The 15212-nt window shown below is 70.1% G+C and carries 15 protein-coding genes; 10 read left to right on the top strand and 5 right to left on the bottom strand.

Features of this window, described 5'->3' with window-relative positions:
• The first annotated feature begins 20 nt into the window (after positions 1-20).
• From ACIBAF_RS03495 to ACIBAF_RS03460, 8 genes are all read left to right on the top strand, one after another.
• Complete coding sequence (locus tag ACIBAF_RS03495) at positions 21-1883, top strand: SCO2524 family protein (protein WP_399461433.1); 1863 nt, start codon at positions 21-23, stop codon at positions 1881-1883.
• Positions 1884-1886: 3 nt separating this feature from the next.
• The gene (locus ACIBAF_RS03490) at positions 1887-2807 is read left to right on the top strand and encodes an SCO2523 family variant P-loop protein (RefSeq protein WP_399461432.1); all 921 of its coding nucleotides are present in this window, start codon (positions 1887-1889) and stop codon (positions 2805-2807) included.
• Positions 2804-3790, top strand: coding sequence for an SCO2522 family protein (locus tag ACIBAF_RS03485; protein WP_399461431.1), 987 nt, complete (start codon positions 2804-2806; stop codon positions 3788-3790). Before ACIBAF_RS03490 ends, ACIBAF_RS03485 begins: the two co-directional genes overlap by 4 nt.
• A 1-nt stretch (position 3791) precedes the next feature.
• Positions 3792-4757: an SCO2521 family protein gene (locus tag ACIBAF_RS03480; protein WP_399461430.1), complete on the top strand. Its 966-nt coding sequence runs from the start codon at positions 3792-3794 to the stop codon at positions 4755-4757.
• A 40-nt stretch (positions 4758-4797) separates the two neighbouring features.
• Positions 4798-5751, top strand: a complete 954-nt coding sequence (locus tag ACIBAF_RS03475) for a hypothetical protein (RefSeq protein WP_399461429.1) — start codon at positions 4798-4800, stop codon at positions 5749-5751.
• Complete coding sequence (locus ACIBAF_RS03470) at positions 5748-6605, top strand: hypothetical protein (protein ID WP_399461428.1); 858 nt, start codon at positions 5748-5750, stop codon at positions 6603-6605. Before ACIBAF_RS03475 ends, ACIBAF_RS03470 begins: the two co-directional genes overlap by 4 nt.
• 160 nt (positions 6606-6765) lie before the next feature.
• The gene (gene recO, locus ACIBAF_RS03465) at positions 6766-7515 is read left to right on the top strand and encodes a DNA repair protein RecO (RefSeq protein WP_399461427.1); all 750 of its coding nucleotides are present in this window, start codon (positions 6766-6768) and stop codon (positions 7513-7515) included.
• A 37-nt stretch (positions 7516-7552) separates the two neighbouring features.
• Complete coding sequence (locus ACIBAF_RS03460; protein ID WP_399461426.1) at positions 7553-8404, top strand: isoprenyl transferase; 852 nt, start codon at positions 7553-7555, stop codon at positions 8402-8404.
• A gap of 62 nt (positions 8405-8466) precedes the next feature.
• On the opposite strand, the gene ACIBAF_RS03455 is transcribed toward ACIBAF_RS03460, so the two are convergent.
• From ACIBAF_RS03455 to ACIBAF_RS03440, 4 genes are read right to left on the bottom strand one after another with little or no spacing between them, the layout of a single operon-like run.
• Complete coding sequence (locus ACIBAF_RS03455; RefSeq protein WP_399461425.1) at positions 8467-8883, bottom strand: Fur family transcriptional regulator; 417 nt, start codon at positions 8881-8883, stop codon at positions 8467-8469.
• Between the two features lie 59 nt (positions 8884-8942).
• The gene (locus ACIBAF_RS03450) at positions 8943-9845 is read right to left on the bottom strand and encodes a metal ABC transporter permease (protein ID WP_099937367.1); all 903 of its coding nucleotides are present in this window, start codon (positions 9843-9845) and stop codon (positions 8943-8945) included.
• Positions 9845-10612, bottom strand: coding sequence for a metal ABC transporter ATP-binding protein (locus tag ACIBAF_RS03445; protein ID WP_399461606.1), 768 nt, complete (start codon positions 10610-10612; stop codon positions 9845-9847). Before ACIBAF_RS03445 ends, ACIBAF_RS03450 begins: the two co-directional genes overlap by 1 nt.
• Positions 10613-10632: 20 nt before the next feature.
• The gene (locus ACIBAF_RS03440; protein ID WP_399461424.1) at positions 10633-11592 is read right to left on the bottom strand and encodes a metal ABC transporter substrate-binding protein; all 960 of its coding nucleotides are present in this window, start codon (positions 11590-11592) and stop codon (positions 10633-10635) included.
• A 206-nt stretch (positions 11593-11798) separates the two neighbouring features.
• Here ACIBAF_RS03440 and ACIBAF_RS03435 point away from each other — a divergent pair, with 206 nt between their 5' ends.
• Complete coding sequence (locus ACIBAF_RS03435) at positions 11799-13181, top strand: glycine--tRNA ligase (RefSeq protein ID WP_399461423.1); 1383 nt, start codon at positions 11799-11801, stop codon at positions 13179-13181.
• Positions 13182-13269: 88 nt separating this feature from the next.
• Here the strand turns inward: ACIBAF_RS03435 and ACIBAF_RS03430 are convergent, their stop codons facing one another.
• Positions 13270-14043 carry an endonuclease/exonuclease/phosphatase family protein gene (locus ACIBAF_RS03430; protein ID WP_399461422.1) on the bottom strand — a complete coding sequence of 258 codons (774 nt, stop codon included), beginning with the start codon at positions 14041-14043 and terminating at the stop codon, positions 13270-13272.
• 133 nt (positions 14044-14176) lie between these two features.
• Between ACIBAF_RS03430 and ACIBAF_RS03425 the strand changes: the two genes are divergently transcribed.
• Positions 14177-15187 (top strand): aldo/keto reductase, encoded by a 1011-nt coding sequence (locus ACIBAF_RS03425; RefSeq protein WP_399461421.1) that lies wholly within the window; start codon positions 14177-14179, stop codon positions 15185-15187.
• Positions 15188-15212 lie beyond the last annotated feature (25 nt).

Below are 15212 nucleotides of genomic sequence, written 5' to 3'. Positions count from 1 at the left end.
GATCTGTGAGGGGGCACAGAATGCAGATCAAACCGCGTCAGCACCTGTTGGAGATCTGGCAGGCCCTGGCCCGTCACTCCTTCGACTCGGGGACCTGGTCCTGGGGTGAGTGGGGCGGGCTCAGCAGCGTGGCCGACGCGGAGCGGCTGCTCTGCCTCCTGTACCCGGCCACCGAAGTGGAGGCGTTCCGCCTGGACGCCCCCGACACCATCCAGCTCGACGTGGAACGGGCCCTGAAGAACGCGGGTGACTCCACACAGATCCCCGCCAAACTCGTGGAGATCCTCGGCGACTTCATGGAGCGGCACCGCGGACAGGACGGCCCCGCCTTCGCCGGCGGCTACTGCTTCGCCCCGGAGGACCCCGAGCGGGAACTCTCCGAGGAACAGCGGAACGTCGGCGTCGTCGACTCCTACTCCCTGTCGATCACCCTGTGCCTGGCTGCCCTCGGCTTCCTGAAGGTGTACCGGAGCAACACCGCGCGGGCCTCCACTCTCGCCAAGATCGACCAGCTCAGGGACGCCACCAGCGCCCGGCTCACCGCCGCCATGGTGAGTCTGCTGCGCTCCTTCACCGTCAACGTCGTCGACGTCTCCTCCGGGCAGGGGCAGGCGCTCGCCCGGCTCCTCGGCCGGGGCCGGCTCTCCGACCGGCAGGTCCTCGTGCGCTTCCAGGACCGCTGCGACTCGCTGCGCTCCCTCATCGCCGAGAGCGTCACCCTCGGCCTCGACGCCGACGTCACCGACGAACTCCGCAACGAAGGCCGTCTCTTCGAGTGCGGCTGGGCCTGGAGCCTGGTGCAGGGCGCACCCGAGGTCGACGTGGAGCCCAAGACCGCCGAGGACATCGGCAAACAGCCCGAGGGCGTCGCGCGCCCCGTGCCCTACCTGTACTTCACCGTCGTCGCCCTCGACGGCATCGTGGACCTCTTCTCCGAGCGCACCCTCGTCCTCGGCCTGCTCACCGCCGAACAGCAGAGGCTGGCCGAGGCGCTGCGACTGCGCTGGGAGATCACCCAGCAGTACTGGTCCGCCATCGCCCGCTTCGACGAGGCGACCTGGCCGCTGGAGGACATCCCCTGGCGCACCACCCTCCAGCAGCTGGAGTCGGAGTACTTCTCCCTCTCCGTCGCCTCCATCCTCGTCTACGACCTGATGCGTCGCCGCGCCACCGACGACGACCTCACGCGCACCGTCGCCGTCATGGAACGCCTTGCGGAACGCGGCCGGATCACCAGCGGCACCACCCGTGACGACCCGGCGATCGGCCTGCACAACCCCGGAGTCAGCCTGCCGCTGCTGGGCAGCGAGCAGCTCGGCCCGGCCATGAAGTGGACGATGACGGACTTCTCCGCGCACCTGCTCAAGCGGACCGTCCAACTGTGCTCGCTGTCGAGGAACATCGCCTCGCACGACCGCCTGCTGCGGCTCGCCGAAGACACCCTCGACCACCTCTGGGCGCGACGGATCACCGACGGCGAGGGCGTCGGCCTGTGGGACGACGTGCACGCCGTCTACCCCGAATCGCCCCTCCTGCGGCAGCCGTTGTCCTGGAGCGTCACCGAGCGCGTCACCGAGTGCATGGTCGCCGCGCACGCCCTCTACTCCCAGCACCCGATCCGCAGCGCCGAAATGTCGACGCTGGCCCAGGCGGCGATCAGCGAGGCCGCCCACCTCTTCGGCAAGGAGCAGATGGAGCAGAGCGCCCCCGCCCCGAAGAGCAGCCAGGGCGAACTGATCAGAGGCATCGAGGCCGACCTGCGCCGCGCCCGGCAACTGGTCGACAGACAACCCGGCACCGCCCACGCCCTGGCCCTCCACGTTCTCACCCGGCTCCACGAACTCGCCCGCGCCCGGGGCGACTCCGGCTCCTGGAAGGGATGAGCCGTGCTCGTCTTCGCCGCCTCCGACAAGGGAGGCACCGGCCGCTCCGTGACCAGCGCCAACCTCGCCTACCACCGCGCCCTCGACGGGGACGACGTCTGCTACCTGGACTTCGACTTCGGATCGCCCACCGCGGCCGCCGTGTTCGACCTGCCCGACGTCCTCTCCGAGGCCGAGGGGCGCGGTCTGCACTCGTATCTGCAGGGCAACACCGGCACACCCCTGCGAGTCGACGTCTGGGCCCGCACCGAACACCCCGACCTGCGGGACCGGCCCGGCGGATCCGGCCGGCTGGTCCTGCTGCCCGGCGACCGCACCGGCGGGGAATTCGTCACCGACGAGGAGAACCTCCACCGCTGCGTCGATCTCGTCCTGGGCCTGAAACGCGAATTCGACGTCATCGTCGTCGACCTGAGCGCCGGACGCAGTTATGCGATGGACCTGGCACTCGTCGCCACCTCACCCCGCGGCGGGCTCGGCGGGCTCACCACGCGGTGGCTCGTCCATCACCGCTGGACCCGCCAGCACGTGATGGCCGCGGCGGAACTCGTGTACGGAAAGCAGGGCATGCTGCAGGCCGGGGTCGCGATGGGGCACCGGCGCGACGCGCTGAACGGCTCGATCCGCTTCGTCCGGGCGGCCGTACCGGATCTGGAGTCGCCCTTGTGGTCGCAGGTGACGCCCGCGCAGTACGCGTGGATGCGCACCTGCGACAAGGAACTCGAGGAACTCGCCGCCGGCCGTGGCATCGGCAGGACCCGGGCGCTGACCTCCATTCCGCTGGAACCCGTCCTGCAGTGGCAGGAGCGCCTCATCACCGACGAGGACGTGCACGACCGCAGGATCGCCAACGACGCGACCTGGCAGGCCATGGGAGACCTCGCCCAGAGGCTGACCGACGACAGGTACTGGGGAGAGCTGTGAACCGGCCCACGGCCGTCTTCCGCGAGACCAGCGCCGAACCGCGCACGGAATCCCTGCCGTTCTCCCACCTCTCCCTGGAACTGGGCCACCTGTACATGGAGGACTTCGCAGAAGGGCCCTCCCGGCTGCGCCGCCACTTCGCCGCCGTACGGCCCTGGGCGGACGCCGCCCGGGCCGCCCTCGGACCGCTCCCGGCGGGCCGGCGGCCCCGGATCAGCACCTGCTTCCTGATCGACGACTACTTCTCCCGGCTCGCCACCCCCGCCGAGTTGATCCCGCCGCTCCTTCAGGCCGCCGCCGAGGCCGGGCTGACCATCGACTACCTGGCCCGCGAGTCGGGCTGTGCCGCAGCCGACCCCGCGCACCGGGACCGGGCCGAACCCGCCGAGTCCGTCCTGCACCGCCTGGTGGAGTCGCCGCCGCCCGGCAGCAACGGCTTCCGCCCGCCCGTCAGCCGTACCGGCTGGCTCGCCAACGGCCGACGCGCCCCCGCCCAGCGCACCTCCGCCGCCCTGGACTCCACCGGCACGGTCTGGCAGCCGCCCAGCGAGACCGGCGCGCGCGGCCACTCCGTCTTCATGGACGTCGAACTGTGGAACGGACCCGAGGACGACCGCACCTGGTCCTGCGCCTTCCTCGCCTCCGTCTGGCAGCTGGTCCGCCTCGGACTGCTGCGCGACAACGGCCGCGCCGTGCTCACGCCCACCCCCTGGGACGACGAGGCATTCCCGGCCGAGTGGGACGCGCTGCCTCCCGTGCTCCGCCTCAACGCGCAGGCCGCGCCCTTCACGGCGTACCTCACCTGCAGCGTGCTCCCCACCCGCTTTCTGCCCGTCGAGCACGCCGTACGCGTGATCCTCGACCAGGTCCACGTCGAGGCGGAGGCCCTCCGACAGGTCGCCGACCGGTCCACGGCGGAGGGGTTCGCCATGCCGGCCGGGCCGGTGGACCGCACCTCCTACGTGTTCCCGCCGGGGCTGTGACATGAGCGGTCTGGGCACTGCCTCGGGTCCCGTCCTCGTCTGCGGGGAGGTGCGCACCTGCCTGCTGCCCACCCGGGACGCCGTGGACGAGCGGGCGGCCGTACACCTGCTGCGGCTGCGCGCCGACGAACGCGTACGGGTCTCCCGGCACCCCAACCGGCACGCCGTCTCCCCGGACGTCCTCACCGGCGTCGACTGCCGGCTGCCCACCGCCACCGGGGCCCGCAGCCGCGCGGTGGGCACGGTGTCGGCCCGCGCGGCGCTCACCGAGGGCCGGGTCCTGCAGTCCACGGCGTACTTCTGCGCACCCGCCTGCGGCCCCGACCGGCGACAGCCCTGGGGCTACTACCTGGTCCGCCCCGGCTTCCTGGTCCCGGTCGGCCGACTGCCCGGGAAGTCGGTCACGGAAGGCTTCCTGACGGCGGACCGGCCGGGCGAGCTGGACCTCGGATCGATCGCCGAGAGCCTGCTGGCGAGGATCTCCCGGCAGCATCGGATCCTCGACCACGACGCCCCCCTCACCACCGCCGGCACCAGCCTGCGCTGGACGGCGGCAGCGGCCGCCGACGGCGAGGGGGCGTCCCTCCTCCTCACCAAGGCCGACCACGGCCTGCGGCTGGTTGAACTGCGGCTGCCGCGCGGCACCGCGCCCGCCGCCGCGGCCGGCCTGTGCGAGGACCTCGCCCTGCACGACTGGCTGCTGACGACCGTCGCGGACAAGCTCGACGGACTGCGGATCGGTTCTGACGACCGGGCCGTCCTGAAGGTGCTGCGCCCGCTCGTCGACCACCTGCTGCACCTGTGGATGCCGCGGGCCCGCGTCGACCGCACCCTGCACGCCGCCTGGGAGGACCTGGAGAAGAACCCGGGCTACAGCAGGCAGTGGCACACCCTGGCGCAGCGCATCCGCGATCAACTGGCGCTCCACGCAATCGTGTCGCCGAACGAGGTGCCGACCTCGCGCTGACCGGGCACCATCTACGAACACCTGGCGGGGAGGGGCGGGTATGGACGGAGAGCCGGGCACGAGGAGCGGGGTGCAGATAGCGCCCGTCGTGCTCAAGACGCTGATCACCGTGGTGGTGGGCACGGTCGCCTATGTCATCACCAACCTGATCGACCAGTCCCAGGAGGAACTGTGGAAGCTCGCGATGTCCATCGTCATCGGGGGCTCGGCGCTGATCGTGCAGTACATGGTCGACTTCGAGAAACGCCTGGACTCGGTGGAGACCGGCCAGCGCGCCCGGACGCGGGAGCTGCACGACCACTTCACGCAGCTCAGCGAGGCCGCCGGGCTGTTGAAGGAGCTCGATCAGGCGGGCATGAGCACCAGTGACGCGAGGCGTCTGATCCAGAGCGCGACCCAGGTGGGACGCCAGGGCCCGGAGATAGTGCGGGCCTTCGCGCGTGCCGAGATAGAGAGCCTTGCCTCGGTGGTCACCGACCTGACCGGTATGACCGCCCACTGGCAGCGGGACAACAACGAGTGGCTCATCAGGCTCACCGAATGCGCCCGGCGCACCATCGACGCCACCAGCAGCTCCGTCGACCGGCCCTTCTGGGACACCGACCCGGCGGGGCACTACCTGGACGCACAGAAACAGGCGCTGCTGGGACCCGGCGTGAACATCCGGCGTCTCTTCATGATCAACGCTGCCGAGGAGGGCGAACGCGATTTCATGGACAGGTTCATGGCGCTCTGCCAGGGACAGCGTGACCTCGGCATCAAGGTGCGCTTCATGGTCCTCTCCCCGCAGCGGCACACCGCGGCACGGGACATCGTGATCTTCGACAGCGCGCTGTACCTGGAGTTCGAACCGGACCGGCAGGGAAGCAACCTCCAGACCAGGCTCGACGCGGACGCCCGTCGGGTCGACGGGCAGGTCAGACGCTTCAACGACCTGTGGGAGGCCGCCACCGAGCCGAGCCCGGACCCTGCGACCCAGCCGCAGACACGATGAAGGCGCTGCCAGCCGTCGTGGTGGGCGGCATGGTCTACCTGCTGACCCTCGTCATCGACCCGTACGGCGAGGACGGCCCGTGGCAACTCGTGCTGGCCGTGCTCTGCGGCGGCATCACGCTGATCGTGCAGATCCTGATCTTCTTCCTGAACGAGCTGCACGCCGTGCAGGAGTCCGTGGACCGACGGTTCGCCGACTTGGGGACGGCGAGCAAGCTCTTCAACGAGGTGGAGAAGCTGCGCGGGGACGGGGTGCCGCGGCTCGCCGAGAGCGCCACCAGGGTCGTCTCCATGGGACCCGAGATCCTGCACGCGTTCATGCACGCCGAGATCGACCGCCTTGCCAGGCAGATAGAGGACCTGGCCGACCTCAGTGCCGAGTCCGCGGGCGAGAACCACGACTGGCTCGTGACCCTCACCAGATGCGCGAGCACGAGCATCGACGCCATCAGCACCACGGTCGTCGACATCGGATTCTGGAGCACCGAGCCGGCGGGACGCTATCTGGACGCCCAGCGCGACGCGATCCTCGAACGGGGCGTCTCGGTCCGACGGCTGTTCATCGTGAAGCAGCCCGAGGAGTTCGCCGCCCTCCTGCCGATCTGCGAGGAGCAGCGGGAGCTGGGCATCCAGGTCAAGGTGGTGGCCCTGGAGGATCTGCCGCTCCACCTGCGCCGGGGCTCGGTATTCGACTGCATCGTCTTCGACCACGCGTTGTCGTACGAGGTCCGCACGGACGGGCTGAACATGAGCACGTCGACGGCGGTGAACTCGCGGGCCGCCGAGGTCCAGTCGCTGGTCCGCCGGTTCAACCAGTTGTGGGATGCCAACGAGCACGGCGCCTGGCTCGCCTGAGGCGCGACGGATCCCGTCGGCCCGGTCCTGCCACCCCCTCCGCGTAAGCGAGAATGGGCCGTATGAGCCTGTTCCGCGACGACGGCAGTGTGCCGGGCACCCGGGTGCCGGGTGTGGTGGGCCGGGGTGTGCTTCGGGGCGAGCGTTTCGGTGGTGTGCGATGAGTCTCTTTCGGGACGACGGCATCGTCCTGCGGACGCAGAAGCTCGGCGAGGCCGACCGGATCATCACGCTGCTCACCCGCGGGCACGGGCGGGTGCGGGCCGTGGCGCGGGGGGTGCGGCGGACGAAGTCCAAGTTCGGGGCCCGGCTGGAGCCCTTCTCCCACGTCGACGTGCAGTTCTTCGCGCGGGGCAGCAGCGAGCTCGTCGGACGCGGGCTGCCGCTGTGCACGCAGAGCGAGATCATCGCGCCGTACGGCGGCGGCATCGTGACCGACTACGCCCGCTACACCGCCGGCACGGCCATGCTGGAGACCGCCGAGCGGTTCACCGACCACGAGGGCGAGCCGGCCGTGCAGCAGTACCTGCTGCTGGTGGGCGCCCTGAGGACGCTGGCCCGGGGCGAGCACGCGCCGCACCTGGTCCTCGACGCGTTCCTGCTGCGCTCGCTCGCCGTCAACGGCTACGCCCCCAGTTTCGGCGACTGCGCCAAGTGCGGAATGCCCGGCCCCAACCGGTTCTTCTCCGTCGCCGCCGGCGGCTCCGTCTGCGCCGACTGCCGGGTGGCCGGCAGCGTCGTGCCCTCGCCGCAGACCCTGGTCCTGCTGGGCGCGCTGCTCACGGGAGACTGGGAGACGGCGGACGCGTGCGAGCCGCGACACGTCCGGGAGGGCAGCGGGCTGGTGTCCGCCTACCTGCACTGGCACCTGGAGCGCGGCCTGCGCTCCCTCCGGTACGTAGAGAAATAGCACGTAGAGCAACAGGCACGAAGGAGACGAGAGACACATGGTCGTACGCGGGTTCCTGGGACGGCAGCGTCGGGAGTACAGCACGCCGGAGCCGCACCCGTCCGGCGCGCGCCCGCCGAAGCTCCCCGGTGAGCTGGTGCCCGAGCATGTGGCGATCGTCATGGACGGCAACGGCCGCTGGGCCAAGCAGCGCGGCCTGCCGCGCACCGAGGGCCACAAGGTCGGCGCCGAGCAGGTCCTCGACGTGCTGCAGGGCGGGGTCGAGATGGGCGTGCGGAACATCTCGCTGTACGCCTTCTCCACCGAGAACTGGAAGCGCTCGCCCGACGAGGTGCGCTTCCTGATGAACTTCAACCGCGACTTCATCCGCAAGAGCCGCGACCAGCTCGACGAGCTCGGCATCCGCGTCCGCTGGGTGGGCCGGATGCCCAAGCTGTGGAAGTCGGTCGCCAAGGAGCTCCAGGTCGCCCAGGAGCAGACGAAGGACAACGACCGGCTCACGCTCTACTTCTGCATGAACTACGGCGGGCGCGCGGAGATCGCGGACGCCGCGCAGGCGCTCGCCGAGGACGTCAAGGCGGGCAGGCTGGACCCGTCCAAGATCACCGAGAAGACCCTCGCGAAGTACCTGTACTACCCGGACATGCCGGACGTCGACCTGTTCCTGCGGCCGAGCGGCGAGCAGCGCACCTCCAACTACCTGCTCTGGCAGAGCGCGTACGCGGAGATGGTCTTCCAGGACGTGCTGTGGCCGGACTTCGACCGCCGCGACCTGTGGCGGGCGTGCGTGGAGTTCGCCTCCCGCGACCGCCGCTTCGGCGGCGCCGTCCCGAACGAGGACCTCCTCGCCATGGAGCGGGACATCGCGGGGAACCCGGCCACCTCGTAGCCACCGGGGGCCTGGGGGCGGCAGCCCCCGGGGACCGTCACCCCGGGGTCACCGCACCCCGCTCAACCGCCGGAGGCCGCGCAGTCGGAACAGGTGCCGAAGATCTCCACCGTGTGGGCCACGTTGACGTAGCCGTGTTCCGCGGCGATCGCCTCGGCCCACTTCTCCACCGCCGGGCCCTCCACCTCCACGGCCTTGCCGCAGACGCGGCAGACCAGGTGGTGGTGGTGTTCGCCGGTGGAGCAGCGGCGGTACACGGACTCGCCGTCGGAGGTGCGCAGGACGTCGACCTCGCCGGCGTCGGCGAGGGACTGCAGGGTGCGGTAGACGGTGGTCAGGCCGACCGAGTCGCCCTTGTGCTTGAGCATGTCGTGCAGGTCCTGGGCGCTGCGGAACTCGTCGACCTCGTCCAGCGCCGCTGCCACGGCGGCACGCTGCCGGGTGGAACGGCCCTTCACGGGCGGTCCAGCAGTAGTCACCGTTGCCTCCTCACGTCTGCCGCTTGCCCGGCCATTGTGCCAGTCCGGCCTGTGCGCGGTCAGACGCCGATCCCGTCCCCGGCCTTCCTGGTGGCCGGAATTGCGCACTCGGCGGGGTCCCCGGCGGGCTGCGCCGCCGCCAGTGCGCGGGCGCGGCGGCGGGCCAGCGGAGCGGCCAGCACGCTCAGCGCGACGAACGCGGCGATGGTGAGCAGCACGATCGTCGCGCCGGGCGGGACGTCCTGGTAGTACGAGGTCACGGTGCCGCTGATGGTCACCGTCACGCCGATCGCGACGGCGATCGCGAAGGTGGCGGCGAAGCTGCGGCTGAGCTGCTGGGCGGCGGCCACCGGGACGACCATCAGGGCCGACACCAGCAGCAGGCCCACCACCCGCATCGCGACCGTCACCGTCACCGCCGCCGTGATCGCCGTCAGCAGGTTCAGCGCGCGCACGGGCAGGCCCGTCACCCGGGCGAACTCCTCGTCCTGGCTGACGGCGAAGAGCTGGCGGCGCAGGCCGAGGGTGACCAGGACCACGAAGGCGGCGAGCAGGCAGATCGCGGTGACGTCCGATTCCGACACCGTCGAGAGCGAGCCGAAGAGGTACGACGTCAGGTTCGCGTTGGAGCCCGTCGGCGCGAGGTTGATGAACATCACGCCGCCGGCCATGCCGCCGTAGAAGAGCATGGCGAGGGCGATGTCGCCGCGGGTCCTGCCGTACCAGCGGATCAGTTCCATGACCACCGCGCCGAGGACGGAGACCGCCGTGGCCATCCACACCGGGGACCACGACAGCAGGAAGCCGAGGCCGACGCCCGTCATGGCGACGTGGCCGATGCCGTCGCCCATGAGGGCCTGGCGGCGCTGGACGAGGTAGATGCCGACGGCGGGGGCGGTGATGCCCACGAGGATCGCGGCGAGCAGCGCCCGCTGCATGAAGGCGTAGTTCAGGAAGTCCATCAGCTCAGCAGTCCCGTGCGGATCGGTTCGGCGCCCGCGGGTGCGTGCGGGTGTACGTGGTCGTGGCCGGGAAGCGCGTGCTGGCCGAGGGCCTGTGGGGGCGGCCCGTCGTGCAGGACGCAGCCGTCGCGGAGTACGACGGCCCGGTCGATCAGGGGCTCCAGGGGGCCCAGTTCGTGCAGGACGAGCAGGACGGTCGTACCCGCCGTGACCTGCGCCTGCAGCGTCTGCGCCAGGATCTCCTGGCTGGCCAGGTCGACGCCCGCCATCGGCTCGTCCATGATCAGCAGCTCGGGCTCGGCGGCGAGGGCGCGGGCGATGAGCACGCGCTGGTGCTGGCCGCCGGAGAGGGCGTCGACGTTGTCCTTGGCGCGGTCGGCCATGCCGACGAGCTCCAGGGCGTGCCGTACGGCCTCCCGGTCGGCCTTGCGGAAGACGCCGAAGCGGGTGCGGGAGAGGCGGCCCGAGGAGACGACCTCCGTCACGGTGGCCGGGACGCCGCCCGCGGCCGTCGTGCGCTGCGGGACGTAGCCGATCCGCGCCCAGTCCCGGAACCGGCGGTGCGGGGTGCCGAACAGCTCGATCTCGCCGTCGCCGATCGCCACCTGGCCGATGACGCTGCGCACCGCCGTCGACTTGCCGGAGCCGTTCGCGCCGAGCAGGGCGACGACCTCACCGCGCCGCACGGTGAGGTCGACGCCCCGCAGAACGGGGCGCGAGCCCAGGTCCGCGCGTACTGTGCGCATCGTGATGACGGGCTCGGCCATGTCGTCGTCCTCCGTACTGGTCATGTGCTTCCCAGGGCCGTCTGCAGCGCCTTGAGGTTGGCCTCCTGGACCGAGAAGTAGTCCGTGCCCCTGGACTTGCCCTTGACGATGCCCTCGATCGGGTCGAGGACGTCCGTCTTCAGTCCGGCGTCGGAGGCGATGGTCTTCGCGGTCTTGTCGCTGACGAGCGTCTCGTAGAACACGGTCGTGACGCCGTCGGCCTCGGCCATCTTCTCAAGCTCCTTCACGCGGGCGGCGCTGGGCTCCGAGTCGGGGTCGAGGCCGGTGATGGCCTCCTCGGTCAGGCCGTAGCGCTCGGCGAGGTAGCCGAAGGCGGCGTGGGTGGTGACGAAGACCTTGGTCTTCGTGTGCGCGAGCCCGGTCTTGAACTGCGTGTTCAGGGCGTCGAGCCTTTTCACGAGGGCCGCGGTGTTGGTCTTGTAGTCGGCGGCGTGGTCCGGGTCGGCCTTCTCGAAGGCCTTGCCGACGCCCTGGGCGACCTGGGAGTAGCGGACCGGGTCGAGCCAGATGTGGGGGTCGAGGCCGGCCAGCTCCTCGTTCTCGTGGTCGTCGTGCTCGGCCGCGTGGCCGCCGACCTCGTTGCCGTGCTTCTCCATCGTGGTGAGGGAGGCGGCGTCGATCTTGGTCTTGATCTCGGACTGGGACACCGCGGAGTCGACGGAGGGCTGGAGGTTCTTCAGGTAGAGCACCGCGTCGGACTCCTGGAGCGCGGCCGTCTGCTTGGCGCTGATCTCCAGGTCGTGCGGCTCCTGGCCGGGCTCGGTGAGGCTGGTGACGTGCACGTGGTCCCCGCCTATCTGCTCGGCGAGGAAGGCCATCGGGTAGAACGACGCGACGACGTCGAACTTGTCCGTGTTGGCCGCGGCCGCGCTGTCGGAGGAGCAGGCGGACAGGGCGCCGAGGCCGAGGGCGGTGGCCGCGGCGACCGCGGTACCGGATATGAGTCGTCGTACGTTCATGACAGTCATTTTCAACAAATATGGAAACCGTTGTCAACAAGGATCCGGGTGAGGGCGGCGTAAGGGCCCGGTAAGCCCCGAAGGGCTGCGGTATGGCCCCCGCGAACGGCCACCGATTTGGTCGAGGGGGAGGCCCCGCCGGTACCCTGAAGTCTTCGCTGGAAGCATCTCGCTTCGTCGCCCGTCGTCGTTATGAAGAGAGCACCGTGGCCGCCGACAAGATCGACACCATCGTCAGCCTGAGCAAGCGCCGTGGCTTTGTATTCCCCTGCAGTGAGATCTACGGCGGACAGCGTGCCGCCTGGGACTACGGACCGCTGGGTGTCGAGCTCAAGGAGAACCTGAAGCGCCAGTGGTGGCGCTACATGGTCACGTCGCGCGAGGACGTGGTCGGTATCGACTCGTCCGTCATCCTGGCCCCCGAGGTCTGGGTCGCCTCCGGTCACGTCGCCACCTTCTCCGACCCGCTGACCGAGTGCACCTCCTGCCACAAGCGGTTCCGCGCGGACCACCTCGAAGAGGCGTACGAGGCCAAGCACGGCCGCATGCCGGAGAACGGCATGGCGGACATCAACTGCCCCAACTGCGGCAACAAGGGCCAGTTCACCGAGCCCAAGCAGTTCTCCGGTCTGCTCTCCACCCACCTCGGCCCCACGCAGGACACCGGCTCCATCGCCTACCTGCGCCCCGAGACCGCCCAGGGCATCTTCACCAACTTCGCCCAGGTGCAGACCACTTCGCGCCGCAAGCCGCCGTTCGGCATCGCCCAGATGGGCAAGTCCTTCCGCAACGAGATCACGCCCGGCAACTTCATCTTCCGCACCCGCGAGTTCGAGCAGATGGAGATGGAGTTCTTCGTCAAGCCGGGCGAGGACGAGAAGTGGCAGGAGTACTGGATGGAGCAGCGCTGGAACTGGTACACCGGCCTGGGCCTGCGTGAAGAGAACATGCGGTGGTACGAGCACCCGAAGGAGAAGCTCTCCCACTACTCCAAGCGCACCGCCGACATCGAGTACCGCTTCCAGTTCGGCGGCAACGAGTGGGGCGAGCTCGAGGGCGTCGCGAACCGCACCGACTACGACCTGAACGCTCACTCCAAGGCCTCCGGCCAGGACCTCTCCTTCTTCGACCAGGAGGCCGGCGAGCGCTGGACGCCGTACGTCATCGAGCCCGCGGCCGGCGTCGGCCGCTCGCTGCTGGCGTTCCTGCTCGACGCCTACGTCGAGGACGAGGCCCCCAACGCCAAGGGCAAGCTGGAGAAGCGCACGGTGCTGCGCCTCGACCACCGTCTCGCCCCGGTCAAGGTCGCGGTCCTGCCGCTGTCCCGCAACCCGGAGCTGTCCCCGAAGGCCAAGGGTCTGGCGGCCGCCCTCCGCCAGAACTGGAACATCGAGTTCGACGACGCCGGCGCCATCGGCCGCCGCTACCGCCGCCAGGACGAGATCGGCACGCCCTACTGCGTGACGGTCGACTTCGACACCCTGGACGACAACGCGGTGACCGTCCGTGAGCGTGACTCCATGAAGCAGGAGCGAGTCTCCCTCGACCAGATCGAGGGCTACCTCGCGGGCCGTCTGATCGGCTGCTAGGACACGTCCTGGTCGCCTGCGGCACGCGTCATGCGTACGAGGCCGGCTCCGGCGGGGAAACCCGTCGGGGCCGGCCTCGCGCTTGTTGCTACAAGTCGACGTCCATGTAGAGCGCCGCATGGTCCGACGCCTCGTCCGCCTTTGACGTCACCGTGTCGAAGGACTTGAACGACTTCGGCGCCCACACCCCGCGCCGCTCCACGTCCACGTGCTGCACCTTGCCGAACAGCTCCGGCGAGCACAGCAGGTAGTCGATCTTCTGGTCGAGCGAGTGGCCGGTCCCGAACGTGCCGAGGTCGCCCGTGTAGGAGGGGTGGCTCATCGCGTCCTTCACGCCGGTGGCGGCGAGCTTCTTGACCGCCGGGCTGTCCGGGGAGTCGTTCAGGTCGCCGGCGACCAACACGCGTGGCGAGCGCTGCAGGGCATCCCCGTAGATCTGGGCGACCCGCTCGCCCTGGGCCAGCCGCAGTGCCGCGCCGGCCGAACCGCCGCCCCGCTTGCTCTTGAAGTGGTTGCCGAGGATCCACAACGGGGTCCCGTTGACGGCGATCTCGAACTCGACGCAGTCCCGGCTGAACACGGGCTCGCCATTGGGCCGCAGGTCGAAGATGTGCGAGCGGATCGATGTGATCGGGTGGCGGCTGAGGATGCCGACGTCGATGCCGCGCGGGTCGTTGCCGTCGATCAGCATGCTGTACGGGTACGGCTGTTTCCCCAACGACCCTGCCAGGACCTGCCTGTTGAAGCGTTCCAGGGTGAGCCGGTCCTCGACCTCGACCATGAGCAGGATGTCGGCGTTGACCTCGGCGACCACCCGGCCGGTGTTGCGGACCACGTCCCAGTCGAGTTCGGACCGCACCATCTCAGCCCAACCGGTCGGAGGTGACTGTTCGCCGACAAATCACATTGTCCGGGCGCGGGTGAAGCCTGTCGCGTCGACAAGTATGGACTGACAGATATTGAAATCTGTCAGCTGTCATGCCATGCTGGTGGGCATGATGCTCCCCACCCGCACCCTCGGTACCACCGGCCCCCACGTCTCCGCCCTCGGCCTCGGCTGCATGGGTATGTCCGCGCTGTACAGCGGCGGGGACCGGGCCGAGGGGATCGCGACCATCCACGCCGCCCTCGAGGCCGGCGTGACCCTGCTGGACACCGGCGACTTCTACGGCATGGGCCACAACGAGCTGCTGATCGGCGAAGCGCTGCGCACCGCGCCCGCCGCCCGCCGCGAACAGGCCCTGACCAGTGTGAAGTTCGGCGCCCTGCGCGGGCCGGACGGCTCCTGGGCCGGCTACGACGGTCGACCCGCCGCCGTGCGGAACTTCGCCTCCTACTCCCTCCAGCGCCTGGGAGTCGACCACATCGACGTCTACCGCCTCGCGCGGCTCGACCCCGACGTGCCGATCGAGGAGACGGTCGGCGCGATTGCCGAACTGGTCGAGAAGGGATACGTCCGGCACATCGGCCTCAGCGAGGTCGGCGCGGAGACGATCCGCCGGGCCGCCGCCACCGCGCCGATCGCCGACCTCCAGATCGAGTACGGGCTGATCTCCCGCGGCATCGAGAAGTCGATCCTGCCGGTGACCCGTGAACTGGGGATCTCGATCACCGCGTACGGCGTGCTGTCGCGCGGGCTGATCTCCGGGCACTTCACCGCCGACCGCAAGCTCGCCGCCGACGACTTCCGGGCCCACTCCCCCCGTTTCCAGGGGGACAACCTCCAGCACAACCTGAACCTGGTGGAGGCCCTGCGGAAGATCGCCGAGCAGAAGGGCGTCTCCGTCGCGCAGATCGCGATCGCCTGGGTGCTGGCCCAGGGCGAGGACATCGTGCCGCTGATCGGCGCGCGGACCAGGGAGCGGCTCGCGGAGTCGCTGGGCGCGCTGGACGTCGTCCTGGAGGCCGCCGACCGAGCCGCGATCGAGGAGGCCGTCCCGGCCGACGCGGCCGCCGGCGAGCGCTACGCGGCCGCCGCGATGGCGCACCTCGACAGCGAGCGCTGACCCGCTCTGCGGGTACGGTCTGACC

The sequence above is a fragment of the Streptomyces sp. NPDC051677 genome (assembly GCF_044453465.1).
Lineage (GTDB): Bacteria > Actinomycetota > Actinomycetes > Streptomycetales > Streptomycetaceae > Streptomyces.
This window is presented reverse-complemented; position numbering and strand designations above follow the sequence as displayed.

Coding starts and splice junctions, on each gene's coding strand:
- ACIBAF_RS03495 (WP_399461433.1), top strand. CDS start 21: ATGCAGATCAAACCGCGTCAGCACCTGTTGGAGATCTGGCAGGCCCTG.
- ACIBAF_RS03480 (WP_399461430.1), top strand. CDS start 3,792: ATGAGCGGTCTGGGCACTGCCTCGGGTCCCGTCCTCGTCTGCGGGGAG.
- ACIBAF_RS03475 (WP_399461429.1), top strand. CDS start 4,798: ATGGACGGAGAGCCGGGCACGAGGAGCGGGGTGCAGATAGCGCCCGTC.
- ACIBAF_RS03470 (WP_399461428.1), top strand. CDS start 5,748: ATGAAGGCGCTGCCAGCCGTCGTGGTGGGCGGCATGGTCTACCTGCTG.
- recO (WP_399461427.1), top strand. CDS start 6,766: ATGAGTCTCTTTCGGGACGACGGCATCGTCCTGCGGACGCAGAAGCTC.
- ACIBAF_RS03460 (WP_399461426.1), top strand. CDS start 7,553: ATGGTCGTACGCGGGTTCCTGGGACGGCAGCGTCGGGAGTACAGCACG.
- ACIBAF_RS03450 (WP_099937367.1), bottom strand. CDS start 9,845: ATGGACTTCCTGAACTACGCCTTCATGCAGCGGGCGCTGCTCGCCGCG.
- ACIBAF_RS03445 (WP_399461606.1), bottom strand. CDS start 10,612: ATGGCCGAGCCCGTCATCACGATGCGCACAGTACGCGCGGACCTGGGC.
- ACIBAF_RS03440 (WP_399461424.1), bottom strand. CDS start 11,592: ATGAACGTACGACGACTCATATCCGGTACCGCGGTCGCCGCGGCCACC.
- ACIBAF_RS03430 (WP_399461422.1), bottom strand. CDS start 14,043: ATGGTGCGGTCCGAACTCGACTGGGACGTGGTCCGCAACACCGGCCGG.
- ACIBAF_RS03425 (WP_399461421.1), top strand. CDS start 14,177: ATGATGCTCCCCACCCGCACCCTCGGTACCACCGGCCCCCACGTCTCC.